General features: G+C 40.0%; 21 protein-coding genes, 1 other RNA gene and 1 pseudogene. 11 read left to right on the top strand and 12 right to left on the bottom strand.

All coding sequences use genetic code 11. The features are described from left to right. Positions 1-35 precede the first annotated feature (35 nt). Positions 36-1382, top strand: coding sequence for an NADP-specific glutamate dehydrogenase (gene gdhA, locus LXF01_RS11700; protein WP_233944391.1), 1347 nt, complete (start codon positions 36-38; stop codon positions 1380-1382). 615 nt (positions 1383-1997) lie between these two features. Here gdhA and LXF01_RS11695 read toward each other — a convergent pair. The 3 genes from LXF01_RS11695 to rlmH form a co-directional block, all read right to left on the bottom strand. Continuing rightward, on the bottom strand, positions 1998-2774 hold the full coding sequence (locus LXF01_RS11695; RefSeq protein WP_233944390.1) for an META and DUF4377 domain-containing protein: 777 nt from the start codon (positions 2772-2774) through the stop codon (positions 1998-2000). Between the two features lie 168 nt (positions 2775-2942). Then, positions 2943-3719, bottom strand: coding sequence for a dioxygenase family protein (locus tag LXF01_RS11690; RefSeq protein WP_233944389.1), 777 nt, complete (start codon positions 3717-3719; stop codon positions 2943-2945). A 137-nt stretch (positions 3720-3856) separates the two neighbouring features. Next, positions 3857-4339: a 23S rRNA (pseudouridine(1915)-N(3))-methyltransferase RlmH gene (rlmH, locus tag LXF01_RS11685; RefSeq protein WP_078189858.1), complete on the bottom strand. Its 483-nt coding sequence runs from the start codon at positions 4337-4339 to the stop codon at positions 3857-3859. Positions 4340-4491: 152 nt separating this feature from the next. On the opposite strand from rlmH, the gene LXF01_RS11680 reads away from it, so the two are divergent. Beyond that, the gene (locus LXF01_RS11680) at positions 4492-5454 is read left to right on the top strand and encodes a M20/M25/M40 family metallo-hydrolase (protein ID WP_373684016.1); all 963 of its coding nucleotides are present in this window, start codon (positions 4492-4494) and stop codon (positions 5452-5454) included. 417 nt (positions 5455-5871) lie between these two features. Here LXF01_RS11680 and lon read toward each other — a convergent pair whose 3' ends face one another. The 4 genes and pseudogenes from lon to LXF01_RS11660 all read right to left on the bottom strand — a co-directional run bounded on the left by lon (position 5872) and on the right by LXF01_RS11660 (position 9951). After that, positions 5872-8298, bottom strand: a complete 2427-nt coding sequence (gene lon / locus LXF01_RS11675; protein ID WP_233944388.1) for an endopeptidase La — start codon at positions 8296-8298, stop codon at positions 5872-5874. A 147-nt stretch (positions 8299-8445) separates the two neighbouring features. Beyond that, positions 8446-9033: a 5-formyltetrahydrofolate cyclo-ligase gene (locus tag LXF01_RS11670; protein ID WP_180079045.1), complete on the bottom strand. Its 588-nt coding sequence runs from the start codon at positions 9031-9033 to the stop codon at positions 8446-8448. Positions 9034-9168: 135 nt separating this feature from the next. Further along, a pseudogene (locus tag LXF01_RS11665) lies at positions 9169-9405 on the bottom strand (OmpA family protein); the annotation flags it as partial. A 15-nt stretch (positions 9406-9420) separates the two neighbouring features. Next, the gene (locus tag LXF01_RS11660) at positions 9421-9951 is read right to left on the bottom strand and encodes a hypothetical protein (protein ID WP_233944386.1); all 531 of its coding nucleotides are present in this window, start codon (positions 9949-9951) and stop codon (positions 9421-9423) included. A 22-nt stretch (positions 9952-9973) separates the two neighbouring features. Here LXF01_RS11660 and LXF01_RS11655 point away from each other — a divergent pair, with 22 nt between their 5' ends. From LXF01_RS11655 to LXF01_RS11645, 3 genes are all read left to right on the top strand, one after another. After that, positions 9974-13666 (top strand): cadherin-like domain-containing protein, encoded by a 3693-nt coding sequence (locus LXF01_RS11655; protein WP_233944385.1) that lies wholly within the window; start codon positions 9974-9976, stop codon positions 13664-13666. A gap of 261 nt (positions 13667-13927) precedes the next feature. Then, positions 13928-15127: a YncE family protein gene (locus LXF01_RS11650; protein WP_233945466.1), complete on the top strand. Its 1200-nt coding sequence runs from the start codon at positions 13928-13930 to the stop codon at positions 15125-15127. A gap of 85 nt (positions 15128-15212) precedes the next feature. Beyond that, a complete protein-coding gene (locus LXF01_RS11645) occupies positions 15213-15686 on the top strand; it encodes a hypothetical protein (protein WP_233944384.1) in 474 nt (157 codons plus the stop codon). Positions 15687-15840: 154 nt separating this feature from the next. On the opposite strand, the gene ssrS is transcribed toward LXF01_RS11645, so the two are convergent. From ssrS to LXF01_RS11630, 3 genes are all read right to left on the bottom strand, one after another. Next, a non-coding RNA gene (gene ssrS / locus LXF01_RS11640) (6S RNA) lies at positions 15841-16023 on the bottom strand. Between the two features lie 99 nt (positions 16024-16122). Next, complete coding sequence (locus LXF01_RS11635) at positions 16123-16410, bottom strand: cell division protein ZapA (RefSeq protein WP_168378082.1); 288 nt, start codon at positions 16408-16410, stop codon at positions 16123-16125. A 2-nt stretch (positions 16411-16412) separates the two neighbouring features. After that, a complete protein-coding gene (locus tag LXF01_RS11630) occupies positions 16413-16964 on the bottom strand; it encodes a hypothetical protein (RefSeq protein WP_078192940.1) in 552 nt (183 codons plus the stop codon). A 64-nt stretch (positions 16965-17028) separates the two neighbouring features. Here LXF01_RS11630 and LXF01_RS11625 point away from each other — a divergent pair, with 64 nt between their 5' ends. The 6 genes from LXF01_RS11625 (at position 17029) to LXF01_RS11600 (ending at position 24429) form a co-directional block, all read left to right on the top strand. Next, positions 17029-17646 (top strand): UPF0149 family protein, encoded by a 618-nt coding sequence (locus tag LXF01_RS11625; protein ID WP_180157953.1) that lies wholly within the window; start codon positions 17029-17031, stop codon positions 17644-17646. 131 nt (positions 17647-17777) lie between these two features. Further along, the gene (gene pepP / locus LXF01_RS11620; protein ID WP_233944383.1) at positions 17778-19112 is read left to right on the top strand and encodes a Xaa-Pro aminopeptidase; all 1335 of its coding nucleotides are present in this window, start codon (positions 17778-17780) and stop codon (positions 19110-19112) included. Positions 19113-19301: 189 nt separating this feature from the next. Further along, positions 19302-20477, top strand: a complete 1176-nt coding sequence (locus LXF01_RS11615) for a tetratricopeptide repeat protein (RefSeq protein ID WP_233944382.1) — start codon at positions 19302-19304, stop codon at positions 20475-20477. Positions 20478-21556: 1079 nt separating this feature from the next. Beyond that, on the top strand, positions 21557-22765 hold the full coding sequence (locus LXF01_RS11610) for an FAD-dependent oxidoreductase (RefSeq protein WP_233944381.1): 1209 nt from the start codon (positions 21557-21559) through the stop codon (positions 22763-22765). After that, the gene (locus LXF01_RS11605) at positions 22762-24006 is read left to right on the top strand and encodes an FAD-dependent monooxygenase (RefSeq protein WP_233944380.1); all 1245 of its coding nucleotides are present in this window, start codon (positions 22762-22764) and stop codon (positions 24004-24006) included. The genes LXF01_RS11610 and LXF01_RS11605 overlap by 4 nt, the downstream gene beginning before the upstream one ends. A 174-nt stretch (positions 24007-24180) precedes the next feature. Then, entirely contained in the window at positions 24181-24429 is a 249-nt protein-coding gene (locus tag LXF01_RS11600; protein WP_233944379.1) for a hypothetical protein, read from the top strand. 133 nt (positions 24430-24562) lie between these two features. Here the strand turns inward: LXF01_RS11600 and LXF01_RS11595 are convergent, their stop codons facing one another. After that, positions 24563-24985, bottom strand: a complete 423-nt coding sequence (locus LXF01_RS11595) for a hypothetical protein (protein WP_233944378.1) — start codon at positions 24983-24985, stop codon at positions 24563-24565. Positions 24986-25089: 104 nt separating this feature from the next. After that, positions 25090-25932, bottom strand: coding sequence for a 16S rRNA (cytidine(1402)-2'-O)-methyltransferase (rsmI, locus tag LXF01_RS11590; RefSeq protein ID WP_180021930.1), 843 nt, complete (start codon positions 25930-25932; stop codon positions 25090-25092). Between the last annotated feature and the right edge of the window lie 5 nt (positions 25933-25937).

Genomic DNA, 25937 nt, shown 5'->3' with positions numbered 1-25937 from the left:
GATCAATTTTGATCCATACATCTGCTGAGGATTAAGTGTTGAAATATAACAGCCTTAACGACTTCCTAGACTACGTTAAAACACGTGATGAACATCAACCTGAATTTCTTCAAGCTGTTGAAGAAGTGATGACGAGCCTTTGGCCATTCATCGAAAAGAACCCACAATATGCTGACTACGGTTTGCTAGAACGTCTTGTTGAGCCTGAGCGTGCAATTCAGTTCCGTGTTTCATGGGTAGATGACAAAGGTCAAACTCAAGTTAACCGTGCTTTCCGTGTTCAATACAACTCAGCAATTGGTCCATTCAAAGGTGGTATGCGTTTCCACCCATCAGTGAACCTTTCAATTCTTAAATTCTTAGGTTTTGAACAAACTTTCAAAAATGCTTTAACTACACTTCCTATGGGTGGTGGTAAAGGTGGTTCAGATTTTGACCCTAAAGGTAAATCTGAAGGCGAAATCATGCGTTTCTGCCAAGCATTAATGATCGAATTATACCGTCATCTTGGTTCTAACACTGACATCCCTGCGGGTGACATCGGGGTAGGTGGCCGTGAAGTTGGCTACATGGCTGGTATGATGAAAAAATTAAGCAACGACACAGCATGTGTGTTCACTGGTAAAGGTTTAACTTTCGGTGGTTCACTTGCACGTCCTGAAGCAACTGGTTACGGTACTGTGTATTTCGCTGAGGAAATGCTAAAAACTCGTGGCGACAGCTTTAAAGATAAAGTTGTAACGATTTCGGGTTCTGGTAACGTTGCACAATACGCTGCTGAAAAAGCAATGTACTTGGGTGCGAAAGTGGTTTCACTTTCAGACTCAGCAGGTACTGTATACGTAAAAGACGGTTTCACAACTGAACTTCTTGCTGAAGTAATGGAATTGAAAAACGTTAAGCGTGGCCGTATTTCTGAATTTGCATCTAAGCACGGTTTTGAATATTTAGAAGGTCAACGCCCTTGGTCAATCAAATGTGATATCGCGCTGCCATGTGCAACTCAAAATGAATTAGCTGAAGCTGATGCTGAAGCTCTTCTTGCTAATGGCGTAATCTGTGTTGCTGAAGGCGCAAACATGCCATCTACTTTGGCTGCAGTTGAGAAATTCGTTGAAGCGAAAATTCTTTATGCACCAGGTAAAGCTTCAAATGCAGGTGGTGTTGCAACTTCTGGTCTTGAAATGTCTCAAAACGCAATTCGTTTGGGTTGGACTTTCGAAGAAGTTGACGAGCGTCTACACGCGATCATGAAAGAAATTCACCGCAACTGCGTGAAATACGGTACTGAAGAAGATGGTACTGTGAACTATGTAAACGGTGCGAACATTGCAGGCTTCGTAAAAGTTGCTGACGCAATGCTTGCTCAAGGCGTTTACTAAGTTCTCCGTAAGTTGAACTGAAAACCGAGGCTTCTGCCTCGGTTTTTTTATGGCTGAATGGTGTGGAATATATTGGATTGTTAATTAGTGCTCATCAGGGTAAGTTGGATTTCGCTATCCATAACACTGAAGTGAAAATTTAAGGGTTGGTCGAGCAAACGTTTAATATGAAGCCCTAGCTGATGTAACTGTGTGCAGAACTTCAGAGTACTCCCTACATCTCCTATAAAACGCAAAGTATGCTTTTCTACATCATAATTGTGGCCAATGTAATTACAGCCACTAAGAATGTCATACTGCCATCGTTAATTTGAGAGTTATTTGGGCGGGTAAAGCCTTATTTTCTACGAGAACCCACGTCTTTTGAGTTAATTGTTTTGCTTCAAAATCGCATCAATGGGTAATTCGCTGTATGCTTAAAAATATCTGTCTGTTGATTGCGATTCGTCAGGATGAATTCAGTAATTTGCAAGAAGGAGCTTTAGATTAACATCGCTAAAGCGTTGGCTGAACAGTACATCGTGATTTCAATACTATGCATATCCAATCAGCGTTTGCGGTTGTGTAGATATAAAAAAACCGAGGCGATGACCTCGGTTTTTTATCGGCTGTAACTTACAACGTACCTTTTACGGCTTCACGTTCGACTGACATATCAAAAATATAGGCATATTTTGATTGGTCAGCAGCAGGGTTTTTACGTTCAAAACGTTTTACGCGAATAATTTGGTGTTCTGCAGGAGTGTGCTTAAAGCCTTCAATTTGATCGTAAAATAAGGTCCAGTCTTTATCAACTTGTGTTTTTAGGCCTTTTTCATCGTACTTCACTTCACGTACTTGCAAACAAGTTTGTGGAGCAACGCCTGTACATTGTTTCGTTTCAGGGCTGACTTCAAGGAAAATCGTTTCGCCTTGTGAGTTATATTGGGTTTCAGGTGTTAATTTTCCAGTGAACACCAGTTTCTCACCTGTTGCAGAGATAATGGTTAACGTTGGATTTTGTGGATCTGTGGTATTTAAAACAAAAGGTGCTTTACGGTCACTAAAGAGTGAAGATGCAAGTCCTTCTTGTTTCATCGCATTATCAGGACACGCCATCATGGTAGATGCAATGTTGCCTGTTACAAGTGTATTGTGTTCAACTTTCCATTGGGTTGACATGCTGTTACAGCTGGTTGAAATACCCAAAGTGCCATTTTCTAGAAAATTTAAAACTAAAGGTTTTGGTGCATTTTCAGTGGTGGTGCTCCATTGATATGAAGCTAAAGTTTTATCAGCATTTTGTTGTTGTAATACGCTCACGGCTAAATCTCCAGCTTTTTGGATATCGCTTGATTGACATGCTGCAAGGGCTAAAGGGAAGAGGGCAATTGCTAAATATTTTAATTTCATTACGCTAACTGTTCTAAGTGAATTTCAGCCTGTAGCATAACCCATTCATTTTAAAAAAATATGAATACATTCAGCTCAAATAAGTAGCAAAATGTATCCATAAATAATAATTTGTTAACTTATTAATATAAATTATGAATAAGTCAAGCTATCTCGTTTTATTCACGTTTAATCAAAACGATAAATATCCATACCCAGCGAACCCATACTAAAGCTACTGTGAACAATAGAGAAGCGGGGGCCTGCACCCATCGCAAAGAAGATGGGTGCAAAATGTTCAATGGTCGGATGGTTGCGTTGTACAAACGGGATATTTTGCCAATCGAGAACTGCATCAAAATCTTGATGAGTGAGCTTATTGACCACAAAATTACGGAATGTAGACGCCCATTCAGGCACGGCTGCGGCACGACCATCCCAAGCCAATTCACGTAAGTTATGAGTAATACTGCCCGATCCAATCAACAGGATTTGCTTGTCACGTAAAAGTGCGAGCGTTTGTCCAATTTTATAGATCTCTTGCGCAGACATAGTCATCGGCAGCGATATTTCAATCACAGGAATGTCTGCATCAGGATACATATGCAACAACGGCATCCAAACGCCATGATCACGTGGACGAGTGCTGTTGGCATGTGCCGATAATCCTGCATTGGCAAGCAAATGAAGGATTTCTTCAGCAAGCTCTGGGTTACCCGGTGCTGGATAGCGAATATCATAAAGTTCCGCAGGGAAGCCACGGAAGTCATGCCAAGTTTCAGGGCGGGCACTGGTACTTACTTCTAGTGCGTTACTTTCCCAATGCGCGGACATGATAATAATGGCTTCCGGTTTGGGAAGATTCAGGCTTAAACGTTCCAACGCAGGACCGACTTGCTCAGGATTGATGGCAAGCATAGGTGAGCCATGGGAAATAAATAAACCTGGAAGTGTTTGTAAATTCATCGCGGTCGCCGTTGGTTGTTTAAAGGAATATGATGATCATGCACTATATTATTCAGCGTAACAATTCGGATAATTTCAACGGTTTGTTTCATTGTTGCAACGCTGTAACTGCTGTATACGCTGGATGTTAGTTCGGATTAACCCGCACGATGGTAAGGGTGATTATGATTAATACTCATTGCACGGTATAGCTGTTCGATGAGCATGACACGAACCATTGGGTGTGGCAAAGTTAGTTTAGACAAAGACCAATGCCATGCTGCTGCTTTACGTACCGCCTCAGAATGTCCATCTGGCCCACCAATGGCTAAAACCACATCATTGCCTTCAAGCATCCAACCTTTCATGGTTTCAGCCAGTTTTTCCGTACTGAACTCACGACCACCAACTTCTAAGGCGATCAGTACTTCATTCGATTTCATGGCATTTAAAATGCTGTCACCTTCAATTTGACGGTATTTTAAAATGTCGGCTTCTGAGTCGTTCTTGCCACGTTTGGCCATAGGCAGTTCAATGATCTGCGTTTGAACAAATGGCTGAATACGTTTGAAATAATCTTCAAAACCCGTCAGAACCCATGCTGGCATTTTTTGACCGATTGTCAGAATACGAATTTTCATACAGCGCCTGAAAGTATACAAAAGAGCATTATAACGGTTCGCTTGCGCTTTGTATGTTCAGACACAATTTGCAATTGAAATCGTGTTCTGCTTGCTGTTTAAATACGCAGCATAAGCAGATTAGATCGAAGATGAAAATTGGAATAATAACAATGAAAAAAACATGGCAGGACGGTAAATTATTTTTGCTCAAGCAAGCAGCAATGCTTTCAATTTTTGCATGGTGTTCATTTGCGGCGTATGCCAACAATATTAGAACCGCTGAACCGGATAATTTAAAAGTCTATTTAGAGCAAATTATTGGTAATGAAGCTGAATATCGTAACTATAAGAACATTCAAGAGTTAAATCGGGTGTCTGCTTGGATTCGTGAGCAGATGCGTTTGTTTGGTGTTAATTGTCGTTTTCAAACCTATACCGTAAACAGCCAACCATACCGTAATGTGGTTTGTCCCTTAAATGCAGGGCATAGCAACCGAGTGATCATTGGCGCGCATTACGATGTATTTGAGGAGCAGCATGGCGCTGATGATAATGCTTCTGGCGTTGCAGGTGTACTCGAAGCTGCTCGGATTCTTTCGGCTGAAAAAGCGCGTTTAAAACAAAATATTGAATTTGTATTTTATACCCTCGAAGAACCGCCGTATTTTAGAACAGAGTCGATGGGCAGTTTTATCCATGCAAAATCGGTAGCAAAGGAAAAGGATAAAATTTCAGGTGTGTATATTCTGGAAATGATTGGTTATTTTGATCCGAAAGTTACCCAAGAATATCCAGTTGGGTTGAAATGGATTTATCCATCGCATACGAATTTTATTGCATCGGTAGGGAACATTCAGTCTCGTGACTTAACCTCATCGTATTGTGCGGCGATGGAGTCTTTGAAGCAGTTGCAATGTGAACGCTTGATTTCACCGTCATTTATTCAGGGTGTTGATTTTTCAGATCATATGAATTATTGGCAATTTGATATGCCGGCGATAATGATTACTGATACGGCATTTTATCGTAATAAGCACTATCACACTGAGCAAGATACCCTGGATAAATTGAACTTGGATAAAATGGCTCAAGTGATCGATGGTTTGGTGAAAACCATCTTAAATTTGAAATAGCATGTCTTTAAAAACATGACATAAAAAACGCAGCCCCGAAAGCCTGTGGACTGCGATAAAAGGTCATCTACCTGGAGATGTAGATGACCATCTTGTTCCAATGATCATCACGCTTTTACACGTGATTGGAACCAATAAAGAAACATACAGCGCGTATATCTCTCTACTATATATGTGGGATAGAGGGCGATATTTCAAGTAATAGCATTCAAATTTTGTAAGACTTTCTTATTGGCTATTATTGATCTTGATGTCGAATTTGAAATAGTTATCCAATCCATAGTTGTAGCTGTTGGCTTGAATCTAGTGGTTGTGAAGAATTTGAATGAAAAGTTTCGAATATACAGTATGAAATAATGGATATAAAAAAGCCCTGTCGAAACAGGGCTTTTTTCTTTTATTGCGAGTTGCTAGCGCTTAGTGACGTGCAGCTTTGCCACCTTCAGTTGCTTTGACAATCGGTGTCTTTGCAAGAGGTTTAGGCATATCAACCAAGGCTAGTGGTAAAATCTCATCAATCGATTTCACTGGTTTAATTTCTAGACCTTCTTTGACATTGTCTGGAATCTCAGCCAAGTCACGAACGTTGTCTTGTGGGATAAAGACAAGCTTGATGCCACCACGGTGAGCAGCGAGAAGTTTCTCTTTTAAACCACCAATGCGCATTGCACGGCCACCAAGACTGGTTTCACCGGTCATCGCAATATCTGGACGAATCGCAATGCCTGTAAACGCTGAAACAAGTGCGGTAGTTAGGGCTAAACCAGCAGATGGACCATCTTTCGGTGTTGCACCTTCTGGTAAATGCACGTGTACATCTGTTTCTTCAAAGCGAATCGCTTCAATACCTAGTTCATCTGCACGGGTACGTACAACAGTCATCGCTGCTGTGATCGATTCTTTCATCACATCGCCAAGAGAACCGGTGGTAATGAACTTGCCTTTACCTTTCACTGCTGCAACTTCAATCGTCAGTAGTTCACCACCAACAGATGTCCAAGCCAAGCCATTTACACGACCCACTTCAGCTTCTTCTTCGGCCATACCGAAGTCGAATTTGTGTGGACCTAAGTAGTCAGGAAGATTTTTCGAATTCACTTCAATTTGAAGATTTTTCGCTTTCTTGCTCACTGCTTCTTTTACCACTTTACGTGCAATTTTAGACACTTCACGTTCTAAGCTACGGACACCGGCTTCACGTGTATAACGTTGTACGATATCGCGGATGGCTTCTTCGTGAACGGTTAATTCTTTCGCACGTAGACCGTTGTTCTTGATGGCTTTTGGAACAAGGTAACGTTCAGCAATATTCACTTTTTCATCTTCGGTGTAACCCGGTAGACGAATCACTTCCATACGGTCAAGCAAAGCTTCTGGAATATTCATGCTGTTTGCAGTACAGATGAACATCACTTCAGAAAGGTCTAGATCAAGATCTAAGTAGTGATCATTGAACTTGCTGTTTTGTGATGGATCTAGGACTTCAAGCAATGCTGAAGCAGGGTCTCCACGGTAGTCTTGCGCCATTTTGTCAATTTCATCGAGTAAGAACAGAGGGTTCTTTACGCCAACCTTAGACAAAGATTGCACAATTTTACCTGGCATAGCACCAATATAAGTACGACGGTGACCACGGATTTCAGCTTCATCACGCACGCCGCCAAGCGCCATACGGACAAATTCACGACCAGTTGCTTTGGCAACAGATTCACCGAGTGAAGTTTTACCTACACCTGGAGGACCAACTAAGCACAGGATTGGGCCACGAAGTTTTTTTACACGTGATTGAACAGCAAGGTATTCCACAATGCGGTCTTTCACGTCGTCTAAACCATAGTGATCGGCATCAAGAATATCTTGAGCTTTCGCAAGGTTAATGCTGACTTTGCTGGCTTTGTTCCAAGGCGTATCTAAAATAACTTCTAGATAGTTACGCACGACAGCAGCTTCGCTCGAAGCAGGTTGCATTGCTTTTAGCTTACGGAACTCATTTTCAGCTTTCTTGCGTACATGTTCAGGTAAATCGGCTTCAGCTAGACGTTTTTCAATTTCTGCAACGTCATCCTCACCACCGCCATTCATGTCAGAAAGTTCGCGTTGAATGACCTTCATTTTTTCATTTAAGAAGTATTCACGCTGATTCTTTTCCATTTGGCGTTTTACAGAATCATGTAAGGTTTGCTCAATTTGCTGTTCTTCTGACTGTTGTAATAAATACGTCATCAGCTCAGCTAAATGTGCTTCAAATTCATCATGCTCTAAGAATTTTTGTTTTACATCAATATTCAAAGGCACGCGTGTTGCTACAAAGAATAATAATTGCAGCAAATCATCAATTTTATTGGCTGCTGCAATCAATTCACGTGCGTTACGCAATTTTGCTTCTGCATATTGAGCAAATAAGGTGCGTAATTCTTCCACACGATTATTCTGAGTTTCTGAGTCAACAGAAACCGTCATTGGGCTTAATGAATGCTCGGCAGTCAGGTAATCATCGGTATCGATAATTTTTTCTAACTTGGCACGATATAAGCCTTCAATCAGTACTTTTATACAGTTCTCATCATTCTCATGATTCACAACTTGCACAATCTTCGCGACAGTACCGTATTGATATAAATTGTCGTGATCAATTTCTTCTGTAAGCGAATCTTTTTGTGCAACTACGAATACAAGATTGTCACTGTCACGTGCGACATTGACTGCATTGATCGACTTTTCACGACCCACAAACAGTGCAATTTGCATGTGAGGATATACAACCACATCTCGTAGCGCTAAGAGCGGTAATACGCTCGGAATTGTAGTTTCCAAGCTTTCTTCATTCATAATAATCTCAGACATGGGCACTCCTAATGAGTGACAACGGTGTTGCCATGTTTTTTATAGTGATGTGTATTTTTTAAATTACAAGGGTCATGCTAATTAAAATGTATAAAAAATGACTAAATATGTGATTTATAAGTGTAACTCAGTGTCAAAAATATCAAATTAACGTTTGAAACTTAAAGTTTGAGATGGGCTAATAAAGCCATCTAGCGGTTGATCCCATGCTTCTCGGACCAAGGGATCTTGAATGAGTTGAAAATCATGGCCAAGTCCTAAACGGTATGGGGTAGAGTGGGCAGTCGCTAATGTTTTATCGTAGAAGCCACCCCCCATACCAATACGTGTGCCGTACTTATCGCAAGCCAGCAAGGGCATTATTAAAAGGTCAAGGTGAGAAACATGCTTCCCGCGGCTTGCCATCGGTTCTTTCATACCGAGCGGGTGATGAGAAAAACGTTTACTAATATATTGATGACGTGAGATTTCAACCCAAACCAGTTGCTGATTCATGTTGCAAATCATGGGTAAATACACGTGTTTTTGATGTGCAAAACAGTAGTGGATGATCTTTTGAGTGTGAATTTCACCGAATGCATGTAAATACACGCCTATATGCTGACTGCTCTGAAAATGACTGAGTCTGACTAAACGCTGTAGGACTTGTTGTTCAGCTTGTCGTTGGGTCCATAGGTTTAGGCTACGACGCTGCTTGCGGAGTTGTTTACGAAGGCTGGTGGTGCTGAAAGTCATGATTCATTTCAAAGTAGCACAAAATTCTCAAGGCATTTTAACGCGTTCAAGCTTAAAAGTCCGAAAAAATAGGTTTTATCTTTTTTATATAAAGCGTTCCTTAAACACTAATTAGCTTAAGGAACGCATACTTATTTAAGGTTTTTTAATACCAAGAATTTGCACATCAACACGACGGTCTGCTTGTAAGCAAGCTTTTAAGGCATTTCGATCTTGCACATCAAAACAACCATTGGTTACAGGCTGAGTTTCACCTGCTGAAGCGAAACTTAATTTGTCAGCAGCAATCCCTTGGTTCATTAAGTAATTTTTGACAGTCTGTGCACGCTGCAATGCAAGTTGCTGATTATATTGTTCACTGCCTAAACGGTCGGTATGGCCGGTAAGCTAAATCATATCAATACGTGCATATTGATTATTTAGTTTAGTTGCTAGTTCATTCAAGCTTGATTTACCAGCAGGAAGTAAATCGGTTAATTTACCACCATTAAATTTAAATAAAGAATCGGCAGCTAAATTTATATTATCTAAACTCGGTTCAATCGGGTTTGTCACATTTTTTAGAGCATTATCTCTAATCGGGCAGTTATTAATTATAGTGCCATCATTATTTAATATAATGGGTTTGCCGTTATTATCAACTGTAAGTAGTAAGTTATTCGAAATTGACTTTTCGTTTACACAATAGCTAACTGAATAGTTTTCACAATTAGTTGTACAATTTTTCACTTTAAATTGGTATTCGCCTTCTTTTAAATAAAAATCAGCTGAATTATTAATATAAAAATCACCGGCTTTAAAGTCATCTATATAGAGTTTAGTTGCACATTTTTGGTCTTTAGCTTGATCATCTGCGCATAATTTTTCATCACGTTGAACATGTATTTTATATGCATCAATCGTATTGTTTTGAAACAACAAATTATCCGGTTTTGCATACTTGTTTACGCCAGGAAAAGTTGAACATGCGACAACTGAGCGTCCACAAGTTGAAGTGACTGTGACACCGAATGGTGACATCGTACAGACTTACCCTGATGACACCGATCCATCCACAATTACGCCTGACCAAATTACGGTTAAAGATCCAAATGGCAAAGACATCGTGGTTGAGTTTGGTACACCTGAGACTCAACCAGACGGTTCAATCACGGTAACGGGTAAAGTGCCAGAGGACGTTGAAGGCAAAGTTACGGTTAATGTACCAGAAGGTTCATATGAAGACACTTCGGGTAACCTGGGTCTACCAGGTACAGGCAACGAAAACATCAATATGGTTCCGCCTGTAGCAGAAGTGACGATTACACCAGACGGTAAGATCACTGTGATTTATCCGGATGATGTGAACCCTGACACGATTGAAGAAGGTAAAATTGTTGTTGAAGGTCCAAATGGCCCAATCGAAGTACCATTTACGCCGCCAGTGAAACAACCAGATGGCTCATATGTGGTGACTGGTGAAGTCCGTCCGGGTGTTGATGGTAAGGTTACAGTAACTGTCCCTACAGATAGCTATGAAGATGAATCAGGTAATCCGGGTGAGGAAGTAGATAAAACTGTCCCAGTGGACAATATCGCTCCTGAAGTTGAGACAATCCAAGTGGTTACGAGAGAAGATCAAAGTGTGACATTAACATGGGCGCATTTTGGTATTTCAGATGCAAATACAGCAAATGATCAGCTTGTTATTACGGTAACAAATCTGCCAAAAGACGGTGTATTGACAATCGTAGATACTGCTGGGAATAAAACACCAATCATCGCGGGTCAAACACTATCTTATGCTGATATTAATGCCGGAAAAGTTGTATTTGCACCAGATGCTAACGAAGCTTCAGCAACTGACGGCGGAGTATATGCAGGCCTAGAATTTAATGTTTCTGATGGTAAACATGTGACTTCAGGTGAATTGGAAATTGTTGTTGATGCAGTTGCAGATAAGCCTTCTTTAACATTAGATTTATTAGATTGGAGCCCAACGGCTGTTAATTTAAATATTCAAACTTGGAATAATCTTAAAACTGTTACTGTTGATGGAAAATCTTATAATTTATTGCAAGGTAATGGTAATGGCATGCCAGCAGATACCTTGAGAACGGTTTTTGAATACTTAACCAGTTCGAAAAATACAACTCTTCCACCTGCAAGCACTAGTGAAACTACAAGTTTGGTTGATTCAAGTGTAGCAACCTATGAAGGCGTTGCAATTACAGGTTATGTGTATTTGGAAGCTGGGCATACTTATAGCTATAAAGGTAAAGCAGATGATAGTGGTATGTTGATTATTGGAAACCAAGATCCTGTATTTGTGAGTTGGGGAGGCTTGAGCCAATCGGTAGACCTTAGCTTTACCGCTAAAGAGTCAGGGTTCTATACCTTTGATTTCTACATGCATAACCAAGCAGGTCAGGGTAACTATGATTTCCAATTAATCGATCAGTCACATGGTGATAAGATAAGTTATTATCCTAGTCTTGATGCTGCTGTATCAGATCTGAATAATTTTTATCAACAGACTAATTCTTCTGTGGAATGGCAAGTATCTGACTTGATTCAAGGAAGTAGTACCGATAAAGATCAAAATGGTTTCCATAGACCATATTTCAACCTAAGTGGTGAAGTTGGACAGGATATTTCTCTTGGTCTACTTAATACTAGTTTGAATGATCTCGATAGTTCTGAAAGCTTAACACTGAATTTCTCTGGTTTGGTTGAAGGTATGAAAATTTATGCTATTACAGAGAACGGAACTCGAGTATTGCTTGGAACTGCGGATACAAATGGCAATTTAAGTTTTGTCGCTGATGGCATGAGTACCGAAGGTTCAAGCTTAGTGGCGATTGCACCACCAAGTTTGGTTGTTACAGGTAATTCTTTACAGTTGAATGTGAAGCTTGAATCTGTTGCAACTGAAAAATCGAATGGTTCAACTGCAAGTTCAGAACTAGAGTTCGGTGTAATTTTATATCCTGCTTCTGTAATAAACGTAGCACCTGAAATTGAAATTGAACCAGAAGTAGTCACTGTTGGTGCAGCTGTTTCGGGTCAAAAAATTGCTACATATGCTGCATCGGATGCAGATAATGATAGTCTGACCGTGACATTTGCTAATGGCTCGACAGTTAGTGCCGACGGTTTCTATCAATTATCATTGGCTGATCAATCTGTAACCTTAACTCAGAAAGGTGCGGATCAGCTAAATTCAGGTGCTGTATTGCCTTCGATAAGTCTTCAAGTTACTGATGGTAAAGTTACAACTCCTGTAACTGGCAATGCTGAACTCATTGAGTTAAAAGCAACATTAACAAGTGAAATTTCGGTATCAGGGTCAACATCAGGTGGAACTGGTGGTGGTGCGTCAAGTTCAGTGATTAACGTTCCAAACCTAGGTACGATTTATAAAGATGCACAAGGTAATTATGTTTCTAATGATCTAGTTGCGGGTGCGAAAATTGTAGATATTGCTGCACAGATGCAAGCTATTATCAATGATCCAGAGTATGGTAATGATTTCAATAAAATTAACGAAGCGCTAAGAATCTTTACTAATTTGAAAAGTGAAATTAACGTTTCTGAAATTATTATTATCAATTGGGAGAAAATTAACAAAGTTCTGACTCAGAATGAGCTTGGGCTTAATTTCTCAAATAGTTTCCCTAAAGACTTTGGAGGTGAAAAAGGTACTCCGAGTGACTGGATTGTATTTGATGAAGCGTATTCAGGTGAAAAATATCCTGTCAATTCAATGATTTTAAACAACTCTGATACAACCAACTATATTGATGGTTTTAACTTGAGTGTTACGGGTGTCCAAAATGTAAGTGGTTTCCAAATTAATATGTTGGAAGGTGTGCTATTTGCTGATGGAACTCAAATTGCTAAGACAGGTGAGAAAAATCAAAATAAACAGGATCAACTTGGTGTAATAGCTCCGGAAGCAGGCGTTCCAGAGAAAGTTTTACAATTTACTTTACATGCAGAAGTTCTAAATGATGCAGAGGCAAATGTGAATGTAAATGGTGTGAAATTTAAATCTGCTGCTCTTGATGCTTTAGTTGATGCCAAAGTTTCGGTAAATGGTATATCAGTAAGCAAAGATTCAGATGGGTATTATACTTATCAAGGCACTTCAAGTAGTCAAGTTGAAGATTTTGTAGTGAAAGTTACAGTCCCTGAAACCTCAATTCAAGATGTAAATGTACTTACAACCCAGCTCGAAACAGAGTTAGGAAACAGTAACAATGTGCTTCCTATTCAGGAAACAGTGACTGCGACAGCATCGTTTGCGATGTTCTCATTAGAAAGTGAAAGTTTACTTATTGGTGATGATATTGTTTTTGACCTTCTTGCAGACGACAATTTGGGTGGTAATACATTAACAACAGTAAATGATTTTTCTATTGCTGACCAAATCGACATCTCGTCATTACTTTCTGACGATGCAACTGAAGCGAATCTCGCAGAGTTTGTAACAGTAGAATATGACGAAGAAACTGATTCAGCTGTAATTTCAATTGACCGTGATGGCACATCAGGTACGGAATATGAATCACAAGATCTCGTGGTCTTGCTCAATCAAACGAGCAAAGTCGAACTAGATGACTTAATCAACAATAATCAAATTATTTACTAATCATTTGATGAACTAAAAAAGCACCTTCGGGTGCTTTTTTTATGCTTCGAAAAAAGTGAATGCAGATTGAAGACCTCGATTTAATCAACAACTCATCGGAATTAAAATAAATACGCTATATCTACACTTGTATATTTAATAAGCTTTCTTGGCGCTAAAAAGCGACACATATCTGATGACTTAGCTCAAAAGGTATGCATAAAAACAAATCAATGGACAATAAAAATGAAAAAGAATCTCTTGATCAGGACACTTCTTTCGATGACGGTTGCGGTGTCGCCACTGACTTTCGCAGCGACCAGCACTGCACCCATTCCACCCAATAGCCAGCAAGTTTTTTTTGTCGGTAATAACTGGGATGGTACGGTAACAGTGATTAATCCTGCAAAAAACTATCAAAAAGTTGGTGTCATTAATATGGTGCCCGACAAAAAAGAACGGCTCACTGAAATTTACCTCAATCCAGTAAAATTAATCGCCTATAGCTATATTCGTAACACGGCAGGAGAGGGAAATGATCAATTGGTCGATGACATGTATTCCACACCAGATGGCAAATCGGTGGTTGCATCACGCCCAAGTTATGCAGATGTCGTCTCGATTAACATTGCAACGGGGAAAATCAATTGGCGCACACCCGTTGAAGGATTTCGAGCAGACCATATGGCGGTTTCACCCGATGGGCAACAAGTTGCTGTTTCAGCATCTTCAGGGAATGTTGTACATGTACTCGATATCAACACGGGCAAAGAATTAGGACGTTTTGCGACGGGCGATAAACCACATGAAAATATCTATTTTGCCAACGGTACTAAAATTCTAAATTCAGCTATTGGAAATGTCGAAACAGCCATGGATGCATCTTGGCAAGATTTTACTAAAGGCAAACGCTATATCACGATTGCAGATGCTCAAAGCTATAAAGTCCTCAAAAAAATCGATTTTAGACCTGCTTTAGATGCGGTAGGACGTAAAGACCTGTCTAACTCAGTTCGACCAATTGTATTTAGTAAAGATGAATCCAAAATCTATGCGCAAGCCTCATTTTTTAATGGTCTGGTCGAATATGATCTCAATCAAGACAAAGTCACGCGCATTGCACAGCTTCCAGGAAGTACAACGATTCTCTCAGATCGCACCAAATGGGTGAATGACTCACGCCATCATGGGCTTTCCATCAGTGGAGATGGTGAAAAACTATGTGTCGCAGGAACCATGGATGATTATGCCACTATCGTAGATCGTAAAACTTTGACCGCAGCAAAATTGATTGCTGCAGGTAAACCGTATTGGGCAACGCAAAGCCCAGATGGTAAACGCTGTGTAATTTCTGAAAGTGCGACAGATGCAGTAACCGTGATTGATTTCGCGACAGGTGAAAAAGTCATCACAGTTCCAGTTGGCAATCACCCACAGCGCGTTCGTTTAGGTTATGCACCAGCAGGATGGGGCAGTCAGTAAAACAGTTTAATTCAAATGAAAATGGAAAATTCAGAGTCAAATCGGCTCTGAATTTTTTAATTGAAGAACATTTAGAGATTGGATCATGTATAAGAAATGGATTGTTCTAAGCTTAATAGTTGGCTTAATTTTATTGTTGATGATTCAGTTTTTAAAACCACGGCAACAGCACGTAGAGCAGGAACAGACTCAACTGGATACACAAAAAGTTCTTAGCCCGCTTACAGTGCAAACCACTAATAATGCTTTAAATGATCAAAGTTCAAAACAAAAACAAAAACAAGAAAGACAAGATAAGGAAATGCACACCCAGTTATTACAACAACGTGAACAAGTATTTCAACAATTTCAGCAAATAAATACGCAAATGAGTCAGGGGCAGCAGCCGAATCAAAATCAAGTACTCGCTTTACTCGAGCAACAATACAGATTGGTTGAAAAAGGCGTCGTGAACGTGGATGAAGCCATTTCATCTATTCAATATTTACGACAAATACTCCCTGAAATGGATCGATTTTTAGATGGGCAGCAAGCCAAACTGGAACAACTCAAAGATTGAATAAGGCGGATTAAATAAGCTTTTGAAAATTAACAAACTTGAATGAAATATTTAAGCGAGGAACAGAAGTAGAATAGAGCTAAAACAAAATAATAGTTTTTAGAATAAAGGTTAGAGTTGAATGCTGAAAATTTTAATAATGATTTGGAAAATAAACACTCCGAAGATGCCGCTGCAAATGTCGTGACCCTGAACCCGATGAGTTCAAGGTGGACGCGACGTACACTCGCTGGGTTTCCCACACAAGGAGGGCATACGCTCAGAATATACAGAACACATCCATAAGTTTAAGTATCGGCAGGGGATTAGACCTAGCTGGCGAACACCTCAGAGATGTGCTCAGTATAACGAATTCAGCGTTATTGGCAAATCACCAAACGCTGACAAAGTGTTTAAAATGAAGCAATCGGGCAAAGTATAATCACTAAACCACCGATTAATCAGTCAATTCTTCCACTTGTTCCAAAATATTTTGCAACAAAAGTTCGCAGTTTGCATATTCTTGCAAACTCTTATTCATCGACAGGACTTCTTGCATTAACTCAAGTGCGACCATAATGATCAGCTTACTCGGTTCCATACGTGGCGCTTTACGACGGAATTCATCGTATTTGTCATTCAGTAATTGTGCTGCGCGTTCTAAATCGGCTTGTTGGTCAGAAGTAGTTGCTAAACGGAAACTATGACCTAGAACTTTTAAATCAACTGCAATTTGTTCACTCATGATCAAACTTCCTCATTACTTTCAGTCGGATGTGCCAATTGTTGAATTTCTTGCGCATGTTGATCTTGAGCTGTACCTAAAATAGCTAAACGTTGAATAATCGCTTCAACTTTTGCTTTAGCATGTTCATTTTTTTGTAATAAACGTTCACGTTCTTGCTGCAAACCTTGAATTTCTTGTTGAGCATGACGCTGTTCATTTTGCATCTTTTCTTTAACGATACGTAGCTCATTACGTTCTGCCAAAATTTCTTGAAAACGATTTTTTAGATCAGTACAGCTTTTTTCAAGACGGCTATATCGGTCAGCCAAAGCAGTTGCATCAGTATTCAGCTGTTGAAGTTGAGCACGTGAATCAGTTAATTGCTCATTCAGCGTATCAATTTCTTCTTGTTTGGAGGTGATAATACCGTTCTTATGTACAATTTGAGCGTGATGGTGCTCATCAGACGAGTTTTTCTCATCTTGTAGGGCATTATTTTCGCTTTCAAATTGCGCCAGTCGCTTTTTTAAAACGCTAATATGCGCTTGGAGACGCTGTAATTCTTCTAACATAACGTAGTCGCACAGTCTTGCAAACAAAGGTAATATATACGAAGTATAGAGATTGGATAAGCGAATGCAAGACGATATTTCAGGTTGGTCAGATTGGTCCCAGAATTTTTCTAAAATTGAAGAAATTTCAAGCCCAAGTGAGTTACACGGTCTACTCACTGGTATAGTTTGTGTGTCACAACCGCCGAGTCGTGAAGAGTGGCAACAAATTTTAGCAACGCTTGATGTAGCTGAATTAGACGAAGATGCGGTGGCATTGTTGACTGGAGAAGCAGAAGATGTAGCTCATTCACTTTCAGATGATGAACTCGACTATCTTCCTTTATTACCAGATGATGATCACTTGCTAGGTGAGCGTGTGCAAGCCTTGGCAGATTGGTGTGCAGGTGTTGTTCTTGGTTTTGGTTTGGCGGCAGGTCATCTGCGCACCAATGAACAAGAATTGATTGAGCATTTACAGGATGTCGCTTCTGTAGAATTTGAAGATTCAGATGATGATGAAGAAGGTGAAGAAAGCTATCAGGAATTATACGAATTTGTTCGTTTAATCCCAGTGAGCCTGTCTATGGGACGTACCAAAGTTGATGTTTCAGAAACACCGTTGCTACAACTGAGCGCTAAAAATTCATCGGCTCAAGTGGGTAATGTGGTTGAAATGTTCACCCCACATCGTCCGAGCTAAGGCATTAATTTTGCTTATATCTATGTGAGGTATTACGTGTTTTTATACATGCCTCACATAGATTGAGAGATTCATATTCAATTGAATCAAAATTTAAACAATATCAGCCAGCAGGTATAAAAAGTATTTAAATGAAGAAATTAACTCAAGCGGATTTTCAAGAACGTCGAGACATCCTTGCGGGTGAAATGGGACTACGTAGTATTGCAATTATTGCCACGAGCAAAGAAGCCATGCGTAATCGCGACGCAGATTATAAATTTCGAGCTGATAGTAGTTTCTTTTATTTAACAGGTTTTGCTGAACCTGAAGCGGTTGCAGTGATTGAAACCTTTGATAGCGAAGAAGAAGGTTATAGCTATAGTTTGTTCTGCCGTGAACGTGACCGTGAAATGGAAATTTGGAATGGCTACCGTGCGGGTGTAGATGGGGCAGTAGATGATTATGAAGCCGATGAAGCTTATGCAATTGATTTGCTTGATGAAGAAATTTTAGAAAAATTACAAAATAAAGATAAATTATTCTACCGTATTGGGCAGCAACCAGATTTTGATGCTCGTGTGGCGCAGTGGATTTCGGCAGCAAGTGGTGAATCACGTAAGGGTGCAAGTGCGCCTGCTCAAGTCATTCAACTAGATCGCATCATTGATGAAATGCGTCTGCACAAATCTGATGATGAACTTGAATTGATGCAAATTGCTTCGGATATTTCAGCAGAAGCGCATACTCGTGCCATGCAAACGGTTAAACCAGGCATGATGGAATATGCACTAGAAGCAGAACTGAATTATGTCTTTGGTAAAAATGGCTGTGTGCCTTCCTATAACAGCATTGTCGGCGGCGGTGAAAATGGCTGTATTTTGCACTATGTGGAAAATGACAAAGAACTCAAAGATGGTGATTTGGTACTGATTGATGCAGCATGTGAATATCAGCTGTATGCCTCAGACATTACCCGTACTTTCCCAGTCAACGGTAAATTCAGCCCTGAACAAAAAGCACTTTATAATATCGTACTCGATGCGCAAATTGCGGCGATTGATGCGGTGCGTATCGGCAATTCTTATAAAGAACCACATAACGTTGCAGTGCGTATTTTAGTTCAAGGTTTATTGGATCTTGGCATTATGCAAGGAGATATTGACGAAATCATCGCAAAAGAAAGTTACCGTCAGTTTTATATGCATGGTACGGGTCATTGGCTTGGTATGGATGTGCATGACGTCGGTTCATACAAACAAGAGGGTGAATGGCGTGCTTATGAGGAAGGTATGGTTGTGACTGTTGAGCCAGGTCTTTATATTGCGCCAGATGATGAAACAGTGGATGTAAAATGGCGTGGTATCGGTATTCGTATTGAAGATGATGTGGCTGTAACTAAAGCAGGTCCACGTGTTTTAACAGCTGCAGTGGTGAAATCTGTAGAAGACATTGAAGCGCTGATGGCGAAAGCGAAAGCCGCTTAAGTTAATATAGTAATTAAAAAAGCCGGTCAGATGATCGGCTTTTTTTATCTATAAGCAGTCATATAAATACTAGTCATATAAACAAGGTTAATTAGCAATGTAGTTGATTTTATTATGTTAAGTTTTTACAAAAATTAGATATAAGTCTTTTTAAATTAATCGTATAAATTTTTTATTTTAATCATAATTATGGGCGTTAGAAAAGCTGGGGTGGTTATTCCCTTTAATGGCAATCAACAGGATATTGAAATACTGGTAAATGATTGGCTGGTTTATTTTGAAGAAAACTCAAAATCTGCATTAGATATAGAGTGGCTGACGGATCATATTGTTTGTATCAATAGTGCCGGATTAGCACATTTTGCTTTTACTGAACCTGAAAAATGGAGCAGTTTGCTAAGCAGTCAGTTGCCGATGAAATGGATGATCTTCTTTGATTTTGCAGACACAAATTCAAGCTATAGCTATGCGCTTTATAAAGAGGGTGTAGAAATCAGATGTGTCATTCAAGCGGAAGAAGAGGAACTTTACATGGATGGAGAAAGACAAGATTTTGAAAAGGAATGGTTAAACTTTTCAACAAGGTATTTATACGAATATGTTGAAAATGGCAAAGTTCAAAAAAAATGGACGACTGATTTAAACAGTTTAAAAGAAGAAATCAATCAAGATTTGGAAAGCTATTATCAGTATTATTATTTTAGCGAAAAGGATCATTTAATTTATCATACTCAATTGGTTCGGCAGTTATTGATTGAACTCTTTAAAAACTATGTCGGTTTTGAAATCTTTGATAGTGATTATAATCCAGTAAAGAAAATAAAGTTTAAGTATAACAATCAGCGTACTTATGATGATTATTTGAGTTTAGCCTCAAGAGGGGATATTGCAGCCCAAATTAAATTGGGTGAAATGTATGAAACGGGATGCGGCGTCGAAAAAAATGATGTTACAGCACAAGGATGGTATCAAAAAGCGGCTGATCAGGGTGATGATGCAGCGATGCTGAAGTTAGCCGTGCTGTTGTTCAAAAAGCCATTTAAAACACATATTCATATCGCTTTAGATCTACTGAATCAGTCAGTGGAAAAGGGAAATATAAACGCAAGAACGACTCTTGCTGAAATATATGAAAAGGGCGAAATTCTTGATCAAGATTATAATGTAGCAATGAGCTTGTACAAGCAATCGGCAAAACAAGGCTGTGCAATTGCTCCCTATAAAATTGGCTTAATGTATGAGCTAGGCAATGGCGCAGCTCAAGATTTAAAGATGGCGAAACGCTGGTATCACCAAGCGGCGAATGCTTTTAATCAAGATGCAGAAATTCGATTGAAGAAATTAATCCAGCATTTTAATACTTAAGCCATTCATTTAAATTATTCCGTATTAAGGAGATCATTTCTGTCTTTTGTGTTCTATATCTTTATCTATTGCTATGAAAATAAATTGAATACATGAGCGCAATATTTTGACCAAATCATGGAAAATATTAAATAAATATAAAAAAAGCCGATCTATTGATCGGCTTTTTAGCTTCACTTTGCGATTAAGACTTTTGTAAAAATTCTGTCGCTAATTTTAAAAACTCTTCCGGTTTTTCATATACGGCCAAATGTCCGGTTGCCGGTTCAGCATGTGAAATCAGATCTATAGCATATTTGACCATACACTCGGGTGCATATAATCATAATTACAGCCATTCACTAATGTTTGTTTGTTGATTTTTTTTTCGCTGTCTCAGTCATATCGGTATGAATCTACAACTCAGCTTGGTGGGTAAATCTTTCTCAATTATTGGTTTGCAGCGTATTTTCTAAGGTTTGCGCCATAGTATTTTCACACCATGCCAAGGTAAAGTTGGCGCTAAAACCTGTTTGAATAATAGTGCTCGACATCGCTTTAGAGTTGCTCTGTACCTAACTCAAATTAAAGCTTGGTACGTGCATCAACTTTAGGATAAGGCGCCAATAACACAACAAAAATTACATTTTCTGGATATATTCTGCTGCGGAATATATCCAGAAAATGTTGTGTAATGAAAAGCTCATTAAACCGAATGGTGTAACATAAGTGGTTTCTGCAGCTGCAATCACTTATTCAACTAATTGAGCAATGGCTAAAGGCTAATCATCAGGTTGTTAGCTTGATATCATCCTTTTGAATGCATCAAAACATGACATGTTCAAATGACGCTGATTTACGCAAATGATGGTTGATTCTGATGGACTTAGCCATTTTTATTGTGATTTTCTCTTTTTTAAAGATCAATATTTACGGTAAGAGATGATTAATTTTGTATTTAATCAGTGCAAATACCTGCAACTAATTTGTATTTCATTATAAAAAATCATGCCCTTGATGTAAGATAAAATTCATTACAGATTATATGTATTTCGAGTGAATGTCCTAAATTCGAATACTTGATAAAAAAGGAAACAAGCATGCAGCAAGAAGTCATCATAGTTGGTGGTGGTATGGTCGGTTTAAGTCTGGCACTCATGTTGGCCAAAGACAAAATTGGCGTAAAACTTTTAGAAGCCATTAAATACCCCAATTATGATGATGCAAACCTTGCCCCATATCACTCAAGTTTCGATGCGCGAAACAGTGCATTGTCACGCCGTACGGTGCAGATTTATCAAGAACTAGGCCTCTGGGATTCTTTGCAGGAACACGCTACACCTATTTTAGAAGTGAATATTACCGAGCAAGGAAGTTTTGGTAAGGCAAGACTCAAAGCAGAACAAGAAAAAGTCGAAAGCTTTGGACAGGTGATTGAAAATGCATGGTTAGGTCGTGTGTTGCTCACAGAAGTCAAAAAAGAACCGCTGATAGAATTAATTGATGGTGTGCAAGTGACTTCACTGACGCAAGATGCAGACATTGCATATATAGATGCTCAGCGTGCTGAAGAACAGCTCAAACTACAATCTAAAATTGTGATTGCAGCAGATGGCCGTGATTCATTCTGCCGTAAAGCCTTAGGTATTGGCGCATCGGTGCATGATTATGACCAAGTGGCGATTGTCACTACAGTACAAACCTCTAAACCGCATGGTCATGTCGGTTTCGAGCGTTTTAGTCCGCTTGGTCCGCTAGCGCTGCTGCCACTTCCAGGTGAATACCGTCGCTCAGTGGTTTGGCCAGTGCCTAAAGGAACTGAAGGCGAGTGGATGGGTGATGAAAATGATCAGCACTTCTTAGATGCTTTACAAGAAACCTATGGTGACCGTGCCGGTAAATTCCAAAAAACTGGTAAACGTTTCAGCTTCCCATTGTCGCAAGTACTTGCAGAGAAACAAGCAGTTGGACGTGTAGTGTTGATGGGTAATGCAGCACATACCATTCATCCAGTGGCAGGTCAGGGCTTTAACTTGTGTATGCGCGATGCCTATGTACTACGCCGCTATTTAAAAGAGCAAGTTGAAAAAAATGCAGATCTGGGTGATGCAGCTATGTTGCTTGATTATGAAAAATCGCGCCTGACCGATCAGCAGCGGGTGATTAAATTCTGTGATTCAGTTGTTCGTGGTTTTAGTAACCAGAATCCATTTTTAAAATTGATTCGCAATACTGGATTAGTTGCCTTTGACACCATTCCGGGGATCAAGCCTTTGGTCGCGAATTATGCAATGGGGCTAAAAGCATGAGTTTAAATCATACAGATGTACTGGATGCCGTGATTGTCGGCGGTGGCTTGGTCGGTGGCTTAACGGCATTGCTGTTGGCGCAAGGCGGTGTGCAGGCTACGGTATTGGATGCGGCACCTATTTTGGATGTAGAAAAAACCAAAAGTGTTGCGAATCCTCGGGTTTTGGCGCTCAGTCAAGCCACCATTCATTTACTCAAGACTGTGGGCGTTTGGGAAAAACTTGCCCGTCAGCAGCCTTATACAGGCATGCAGGTGTGGAATAAAAATGGCTATGGAGAAATCAATTTTGGTCATGTTGCAGAGCAAACACCATCAGTTGAGCAAGCTTTAGGTTCAATGGTTGAACCAAGCGTATTGAATTTAGCCATTCAAGAAAAAATGCTAGAACAACTCGAAGACTACCGAACCCAGGTTAAGGTCAGTCGAGTTGAGCGCGGCGTTGGTGTGTGGATCATTCACCTCGCAGATGGTACCCAGCTCAAAACAAAACTGGTGATAGGTGCAGATGGTGCAAACTCATTTGTTCGTGAGCAAGCTTTCATCGATCTAGATGTGCTGGACTATAAACAAGCCGGTGTGAGCTGTGCAATTAAAACCGCCCAACCGCATCAGCATGTAGCGCGTCAAATTTTCTTAGAAACTGGGCCTTTGGCATTTTTGCCGATGGCGAGTCTGAAAAAAGAAGAAAGCGGTTATTGGCAATCGATTGTGTGGACCTTACCAGATGATTATGCCGATGAATATGTGGCTTTATCCGATGTGGAATTTACTGCGTTGCTCACTCGAGAAAGTCATCACATGCTCGGTGAAGTCTTAGAAGCAACGCCACGTGCTAAATTTCCATTGAAGGCACGAGCTGCGCAGCAATATGTCCATGATGGTCTAGCGTTGATTGGTGATGCGGCTCATGTGATTCATCCGCTTGCAGGACAAGGCGTGAATATTGGCTGTTTAGATGCAGCGGTGCTTTGCGATGTGCTTTTGACCGATAAAAAACGAGGTGTGTGGGCACATGAACAAAGTTTGAAGCGCTATGAGCACCGCCGTAAAGGGCAAAACGATGCCATGATGCATAGTATGTCCGCGATTGGTTGGTTAGAAACCACCACTTTTTCACCTGTGGTGTGGGCGCGAAACTTTGGTTTAAAACAAGTGGAAAATCAGACTGTTCTAAAAGATGCGTTTATGGCTCAAGCCAATGGTCTGAGTATTTTAAAAGATACAATCTACGCAGCTTAGGTCAAAGTCAGATATTTTTTAGACAGTCGTATAAACAAGGTTACGATTTTGATTAAAAAAGATACGATTTTTTGATTGTGGGTACTAGTCGAAATGCTCAGAGATTGCTAAATTTCTGTTAATTTAAAACCAGCCATTCGCTGGCAAACAGAAGTCATTCGCGGGGAGAACACAATGACTGATATGAACGATTATGATGATCCAGAAGATTCAGTAGTTGATGAAGATGAAGCACAAGCAGCTGAAAAAGGTGCAGGTGACGCAGCTGATTCTGCCTCTGATAGTGACACCTCTGAAGCTGAAACATTAACAGTGACTGCAAAACTAAAACAACGTCAGGCGCTTGAAGATGAAGTTGCTGCGTTCTTAGCGCGTGGTGGTCGTATTACCGAAGTCCCTCCAGACGAATCGGCAAAAGATTAAAATGAAAAAACACCACGTCATGTGGTGTTTTTTTTTGCTTCATTCGCTTGTGCGATGATGAACGTCATTCATTTTTTAACTCTGTAGCATGTTTGCTCAAGAAGTTAAGACGTTAATAAGATGTGAAGTCGCTTCAAGCCGTCTTTGGCTTCATATATTTACGACTGATCGCGAAAATAGGATAAAACACAAAATGCAGTAAAAGCAAAAACATACAATTGATAATGAATGCAGCAATATACGGCGGTGCATGCATGGCCGCCACAGCAGCGACAAAAGATTGAAAAAGTAATACCGCACTCAAAACGACATAAGCCCAATAGCGATGCCTATCCCAAAATTGGCTCAGTTTCAGTAAATTACCGACTACAAAATAGAGGGAACAATATCCACAGACCATCGCAATCACGCTATGATCGGCCGTCATTTGCTCGCCACTAATATAGTGCGGATAGGGTTGAATGCCCGTATAAACAATATGTGCAAGGGCCGTGAGCCAAACCAGATTAAAGAGAATGAACATCAGCGGTTTTTTGACAGACAGATTTATGGACATGTTATAAGCAACTTTTTTCATTCTATTTAAATTATTGTATGGGATAGCTTATGGAACCCGTAGGTCCCATAAGCGGTTCAAATTAAAAATAAAAAAAATTAAGCTTAATCGTTCGCTTGGGTTAATTCTAAAGCACGTTGATAGGCTACTTTCTTTTTAATTCCAGTTAAATCTGCCGCCAACTGAGAGGCAGCTTTAACGGACAAGTCTTGAAGTAAACGGGTCAACAATTTGTCTAACTTTTCTTGCTCTAGGTTTTTTTCTTCGGTCGCACCACCAATCACCAATACGATTTCGCCTTTTTGCTGATTGTGATCAGATTCGACAAAATGAACCAATTCACCCAACGACATTTTTTTAATGGTTTCAAATGTTTTGGTAATTTCACGTGCAAAGCCCACAGGACGATCTGCACCAAAGACATTCGACATATCTTTTAGGCAGTCCACAATACGGTGCGGCGCTTCATAAATAATCATGGTTTGAGTCTCGTCTTTCAGTTTTTCCAGTGCTAAAAGACGTTGTGACTGTTTAGAAGGTAAAAAGCCTTCGAAACTAAAACGGTCACTGGGTAGGCCGACAGCACTGAGAGCTGCAATGGCAGCACAGGCACCCGGCACAGGAATGACACGAATATTTTTTTCTTGTGCAGCACGAACCAGTTTAAAGCCAGGGTCACTGATTAATGGTGTGCCTGCATCACTGATCAGCGCCATATTTTCACCCTTTTCTAGGCGTTCAATCAGCTGGTCAATTTTGTTGCTTTCGTTATGGTCGTGGCATGCAGTTAAAGGCGTATTGATACTAAAATGTTTAAGTAATTGTGCGGAAGTTCGTGTATCCTCGGCGGCAATAATTTTAACCGACTTCAATACCTCAATTGCACGATAACTAATATCATCTAAGTGCCCGATTGGAGTTGCAACAACAAATAACTGAGCACTCATAGGTT

It is taken from the genome of Acinetobacter sp. SH20PTE14, from assembly GCF_021391555.1.
In the GTDB taxonomy this organism is placed as follows: Bacteria; Pseudomonadota; Gammaproteobacteria; order Pseudomonadales; family Moraxellaceae; genus Acinetobacter; species Acinetobacter amyesii.
This window is presented reverse-complemented; position numbering and strand designations above follow the sequence as displayed.

Excerpts from the sequence above, each read along its gene's own strand:
- LXF01_RS11595 (WP_233944378.1), bottom strand. The coding sequence starts at position 24,985 with ATGTCCATAAATCTGTCTGTCAAAAAACCGCTGATGTTCATTCTCTTT.
- pepP (WP_233944383.1), top strand. The coding sequence starts at position 17,778 with ATGAAGAAATTAACTCAAGCGGATTTTCAAGAACGTCGAGACATCCTT.
- LXF01_RS11690 (WP_233944389.1), bottom strand. The coding sequence starts at position 3,719 with ATGAATTTACAAACACTTCCAGGTTTATTTATTTCCCATGGCTCACCT.
- LXF01_RS11610 (WP_233944381.1), top strand. The coding sequence starts at position 21,557 with ATGCAGCAAGAAGTCATCATAGTTGGTGGTGGTATGGTCGGTTTAAGT.
- LXF01_RS11695 (WP_233944390.1), bottom strand. The coding sequence starts at position 2,774 with ATGAAATTAAAATATTTAGCAATTGCCCTCTTCCCTTTAGCCCTTGCA.
- lon (WP_233944388.1), bottom strand. The coding sequence starts at position 8,298 with ATGTCTGAGATTATTATGAATGAAGAAAGCTTGGAAACTACAATTCCG.
- LXF01_RS11600 (WP_233944379.1), top strand. The coding sequence starts at position 24,181 with ATGACTGATATGAACGATTATGATGATCCAGAAGATTCAGTAGTTGAT.
- LXF01_RS11645 (WP_233944384.1), top strand. The coding sequence starts at position 15,213 with ATGTATAAGAAATGGATTGTTCTAAGCTTAATAGTTGGCTTAATTTTA.
- LXF01_RS11650 (WP_233945466.1), top strand. The coding sequence starts at position 13,928 with ATGACGGTTGCGGTGTCGCCACTGACTTTCGCAGCGACCAGCACTGCA.
- LXF01_RS11625 (WP_180157953.1), top strand. The coding sequence starts at position 17,029 with ATGCAAGACGATATTTCAGGTTGGTCAGATTGGTCCCAGAATTTTTCT.
- LXF01_RS11670 (WP_180079045.1), bottom strand. The coding sequence starts at position 9,033 with ATGACTTTCAGCACCACCAGCCTTCGTAAACAACTCCGCAAGCAGCGT.
- rlmH (WP_078189858.1), bottom strand. The coding sequence starts at position 4,339 with ATGAAAATTCGTATTCTGACAATCGGTCAAAAAATGCCAGCATGGGTT.
- LXF01_RS11630 (WP_078192940.1), bottom strand. The coding sequence starts at position 16,964 with ATGTTAGAAGAATTACAGCGTCTCCAAGCGCATATTAGCGTTTTAAAA.
- LXF01_RS11680 (WP_373684016.1), top strand. The coding sequence starts at position 4,492 with ATGAAAAAAACATGGCAGGACGGTAAATTATTTTTGCTCAAGCAAGCA.
- LXF01_RS11615 (WP_233944382.1), top strand. The coding sequence starts at position 19,302 with ATGGGCGTTAGAAAAGCTGGGGTGGTTATTCCCTTTAATGGCAATCAA.
- rsmI (WP_180021930.1), bottom strand. The coding sequence starts at position 25,932 with ATGAGTGCTCAGTTATTTGTTGTTGCAACTCCAATCGGGCACTTAGAT.
- LXF01_RS11605 (WP_233944380.1), top strand. The coding sequence starts at position 22,762 with ATGAGTTTAAATCATACAGATGTACTGGATGCCGTGATTGTCGGCGGT.
- LXF01_RS11635 (WP_168378082.1), bottom strand. The coding sequence starts at position 16,410 with ATGAGTGAACAAATTGCAGTTGATTTAAAAGTTCTAGGTCATAGTTTC.